3 protein-coding genes and 1 pseudogene are annotated in these 4,817 nt (G+C 51.7%); all 4 read right to left on the minus strand.

Features of this window, described 5'->3' with window-relative positions; all coding sequences use genetic code 11:
* Positions 1 to 953 (minus strand): annotated as a pseudogene (locus JCM12296_RS37425) (hypothetical protein); the annotation flags it as partial.
* A 496-nt stretch (positions 954 to 1,449) separates the two neighbouring features.
* Positions 1,450 to 2,013 (minus strand): hypothetical protein, encoded by a 564-nt coding sequence (locus JCM12296_RS32350; RefSeq protein WP_054701774.1) that lies wholly within the window; start codon positions 2,011 to 2,013, stop codon positions 1,450 to 1,452.
* A gap of 162 nt (positions 2,014 to 2,175) precedes the next feature.
* Positions 2,176 to 4,062, minus strand: a complete 1,887-nt coding sequence (gene cooS, locus JCM12296_RS32355; RefSeq protein WP_054701777.1) for an anaerobic carbon-monoxide dehydrogenase catalytic subunit — start codon at positions 4,060 to 4,062, stop codon at positions 2,176 to 2,178.
* Between the two features lie 287 nt (positions 4,063 to 4,349).
* On the minus strand, positions 4,350 to 4,817 hold a 468-nt coding region (locus JCM12296_RS32360), incomplete at its 5' end, for a 4Fe-4S dicluster domain-containing protein (protein WP_083456734.1).

Consider the following 4,817-nt stretch of genomic DNA (forward strand, 5'->3'; position numbering starts at 1 on the left):
CCATCTGGTTCTAAAATTTTTTCTAGATGTGGATGTCTCAAATCTGCTTCAACCAATACTACTTTTGCCCCAGAATTTGCAATAGATATTGACAAGTTTGTTGCGTTTAAAGTTTTTCCCTCTCCTGAAGAAGGGCTTGTAATTAAAATACTTTTATTGTTAGATAGCGATGAAAGTGTTATCAGATTTCGAAGATATCGGTAATGTTCGTTTAGTGGATCAGCAATTCCATAATGAGAAATCAATCTATCATAAGAATATCTTCCGCTAATATATGGGATAGCCTCATATGTTATTAAGTTAGTTTTTTGAAATATTATTTCTGGATTATATATTGTTGTTCCAAAGTAAAACTCATAAAGAGAATTAATTAAAAAAAATAGAACTATTGAAGCAATATTTGTTTTTATAATATTACTTGTTGAAAATATAGAATTAGTCTCAAAATAACTTCCTTCTTGTAAGAATTTAATTGAAATTGGTATATAATTAATAATACTATTTTTAAATACATTTATGACTTCAATTAATACTTTATTATGAAAATAATTATTCTTTGAAGATAAAACAAAAATCAAACTTATACCATCCCGAAAAACACATAATTTTGAATTATTGATATTTTCTTTTTGTAAATTCAAATTTATATAAGCCTGATTCAATATCCGCGTACTGTCTAAATTTGCATATTGTTTTATATATTCTACCCAATTTATCAAGCCATCCATATCTGAAGAACTATCCAGAGTATAATCCCTAAATATACCAACTACAATTTGGCTTTTACTTGAATAAAATGTTTCACTCAAAGCATAAAATAAAAGGTTCACAAATAGAATAAATACAAATAAAATATACCATCTTTTTATCAAAATACGGATAAAAGAAGGCAATAAAAATTTTAGAAAATATAAAATCTTTTTTAATGCCTCAAAATTGGAAACCAATTCCATTTTACTTCCTAATTTGACTTCGTTACGTTAACCGGCTCATTTTTCTACCCCAGCTACTCACGATTTCGCGTATGAGACTTGATTGCCGACAATCGCTTTCGATGGCGGCGCTCCAATTGCCAGATGATCTCAGCCTTGCTGACATCGCGCCGAGGAAGGAAGCGTGAGAGTAGTTCTTCAATGTCTGCGCAGGGTAACAGCGGATAGGTGGCTTCGTGACGGATCCTTTCGCTCAGCATGAAAAGCATGGTCATCATTACCAAGGCCATGTAGTGGTGCCAGGCGCTCCACTTGTGGGGAGTTGGGGACGGTGACGTTTTTATGCGTTTTATTGCTCTTGCAGAAAAATCGTTGTCAAATTGAAACGCATCATTTCATTCCCGTCCCGTCATTTCCAACGTCATTTTCATTCACGTCCCATCTTTTTCAAAATGACAAAGGCCGATCCTTTTGCAAACAACCGGCCCCTGTCATTTCTGGTTTCACCCGACCGGGCTCAATACATTTTCTGACCAAACTTTTTGGCATATGCCGAACCGGTCTGCTTGGGTGTGCCAATCTTTTTCTCCAGTCGGCGGCACCATTTGGCGATGTCTTTGGGTGCCCAATGAAACCAGATCCGAGGCGCCTTGGCGTGACTGGCGGCACCTCCTTCCAGAAGGATAAAGGCCACGGTGGAGCTGCAGTTGAATTTTTTCAAATTGTAGACACTGTTCCACTTCTTGATGAAGCCTGCAATTTGATCCTTCCAGCTGCCCGGGTCGCGTTTGAGTAGATCCCACATCTGCTCCATACGCTGGGTGTCGAGTCCGTAAAGCAGTCCGGTGTAGTCGGGATGATGGTTCTCCTCGTTGAGGATGTCATCCAGGAGTCTCGCTTGAGGGGCGCTGTCGACGTCCGTGCGTCGAAAATAATCGAGTAAGCCAACACCTTCGCCGCCCGGGAAAAGGCTGACGTAGCTTCCTTCTACATCAGCGCCGCCAATCTGCATGCTGGCGTGTCCGATGCATCCCTCGCGCAATCGCATGTTCCAGACATAAACTTTGGTTGGTTCAGACATGATGGGGGTACTCCTTTTTGTTTTTCGTTGGCCGAGAAGGAAGTCGGAAACGGCCATGATTTTGTGGGTTTTATTATTTCCTCATGACGATTTCATTCGATTTCGAAAAAACGAGGTTCATGCCCTCTCCCCAAAGGCATGAACCTCGTTCGATCATTCAACCTACGCCACATCCCGCGAATCCAACCCCAACGCCTTGCGCTTCCCCTCAATCGTCTTTCGCAGGAACACCGCCGCCTTTTCCGGATCCGGTTCCACACCGAACGTCGCGCCAACCACATCCTTCAACCCGTCGGTGAGCAGTCCGACCACGTTCATGCTGCCGGTGATGGGCGGCATGGGGCCCAGGTGGGTGGTGACGCCCGAGGCGACGAAGTAGGTGCCGATGGTGACGGCCTTTTCCGAGTACCACTCGGGCGCCGAGCCGGCCACGGGCAGGTCGCTGATATCCACGCCCAAGGCATCGGCCAGGGCCGAAACCAATACCAGGATGCGCACGTTGTCCACGCAGGAGCCCATGTGCAGCACCGGCGGAATACCCAGGGCCTTGCAGATCTCCTTCAGGCCGGGGCCGGCCATTTCGGCGGCCTCGGGCACTTTGAAACCGGCCTTGGCGGTGGCCACGGAGACGCAGCCGGTGTCCACGACAAGGATGTCGTTCTCGATCAGGCGCTTCGTCAGGGTCACGTGGCCGTAATCGTGTTTGATCTTGGGGTTGTTGCAGCCCACAACGCCCACGGCGCCACGGATCTTGCCGGCCTTGATGGCGTCGATGAGGGGCGCCGGCGTGCCGCCCAGGGCGCCGATGATGGTCTCAACGGAAAAGCCGCCCACGGCCGCCTGGGGCTCGACGGGGATAAACGGCTGGCCCTTGCGGTTGGGAAAGTTCTCCACCGCCGTGCGTACCACGTCCATGGCCTTTTTCTGGGCGTTGTGGGGATGGAATTCCTCGTGCTGCATGTGGGGGAACTGGGCCTTGTCGCTGGTACTGATCATCTTGGTATGGTAGCAGCCGCCCACCTTGCCCACCGAAGGCATGATGCACTGGTAGTCGACAATCATCATGTCGATGACGCCGGTGGAGAGGATCAGCTCGGTCATCAAATGGTTGCCGGCCATGGCGATGCCCCGGCGCATGAGCAGTTCGTTGCCCGTGCAGCAAACGCCCACCAGGTTGATCCCCACGGCGCCCTTGCTTTTGGCCAGGTCGAGCAGCTCCGGGGACTGGCAGGCCGCCGAGACCATCTCCGAGACCACCGGGTTGTGGCCGTGCACCACGATATTGACCTGGTCGGCCTTGAGCACGCCGGCGTTGACCGTGGTGGGCCTGGGGGTAGGCACGCCAAAAAGAATGTCGGACACCTCGGTGGCGATCATGGAGCCGCCCCAGCCGTCGGACAGGGCGTTGCGCAGGCCCTGGAGCAAAAGGGTCTGCCAGTTGTTGTCCACGCCCATGTGGGTGCGGTGCATCATCTCGGATGTCTCGCGGTCAATGCCGCGCGGGGTGATATTGAACTTCTCCCAGATCTCGCGCCGCTTCTGGGGTGCGCGCGAGACCAGCTTGATCTGCTTCTGGCGCATGCCATAATCTTCCATCATAGCATCGGCCAGTTCTCCGGCAATGGCCAGGGTCGCCTTGCCTTCCGTGGCCACGCCGTACTCGGCGGCCACGCGTTTCAATTTCTCCTCGTCGCGGATCGTGTAGCCCAGGGCGCTGCCGTCGGCCACCCCGGCCAGGACTTCCACCAGATCGCGGCCGTGGTCCGAGTGAGCGGAAGCACCGGCAGCAATCATGCGACAGAGGTTGCGGGCCACGATGATGTCGGCATCGGCGCCGCAAACGCCGGTTTGGGGGCCTTCACCAAAGGGATCGACCCGGCAGGGTCCCATCACGCAGATGCGGCAGGAAAGGCCCATGTCGCAGAACCCGCACTGGGGCTGCTGGGCGTCGTGGCGTTCCCATACGGTTTCGATACCGTCCTTGCGGGCCTTGGCATATAGCGGACCACCATCCTGGGTGATCGACAGGCTGGTTTTGTTGTCAGACATTATTTTCTCCTTCGTAGAGATTATTTTCTGTTTTTCGGTTCTCCAGAAAGCTCCAGTGATTTTTGATTAAGCAAGTATCGCATAAACCAAATCGTCGGAGGGTTCGTGTTAAGTGTAAAGTTTAAAGTGTTAAGGAAAGGAATACTGCCAATTTGTTAACCAAACGGATCCGATCCACCGCTTAACACTTAATACTTAAAACTTAACACTATCTTGAAATGTTTTTGGACGCGTTCAAGCCCCCCATAACTTGGGCTTTGTAGATAACCGCATTCTGTTTTTCTGCTTCAGCGCTCGCTGAGCTGCAGCTCGGCTTGTTTGACGGCCTTGATCAGGGCCACACCGGCGGGAACGGCCGGGGACGCTTCGGTCGGGGCCGACATGCTACGAGCCACCTCGCGGGTCTTGCGCCGCATGGCATCATCCATCGGCTCCCAGGTCAGGGCGCCGGCCTTGCAGACCTCCACGCAGGCGGGAATCTGTCCCTTGGCCACCCGGGCACTGCAGTTGTCGCACTTCACGGCAATGGGATGATCGGGCGGGCCGAAGGGATCCGTGTGGAAGCGGATCACGCCGTAGGGACAGGCCATGGCGCAGGAGGCGCAATTGATGCAGCGGTCCGGGTTGATCATCACCGTGCCGGTGTCGCTCATGCGGTAGATGGCGCCTGCCAGGCAGGCCGACTGGCAGGGCGCCGGATCGCAGTGGCGGCAACGGTTGGGAAAGCCTTCGTTGAAGCGGCCGGCACCCACGTG

Origin of the sequence: Desulfosarcina cetonica JCM 12296, assembly GCF_001311845.1 — a bacterium.
GTDB lineage: Bacteria > Desulfobacterota > Desulfobacteria > Desulfobacterales > Desulfosarcinaceae > Desulfosarcina > Desulfosarcina cetonica.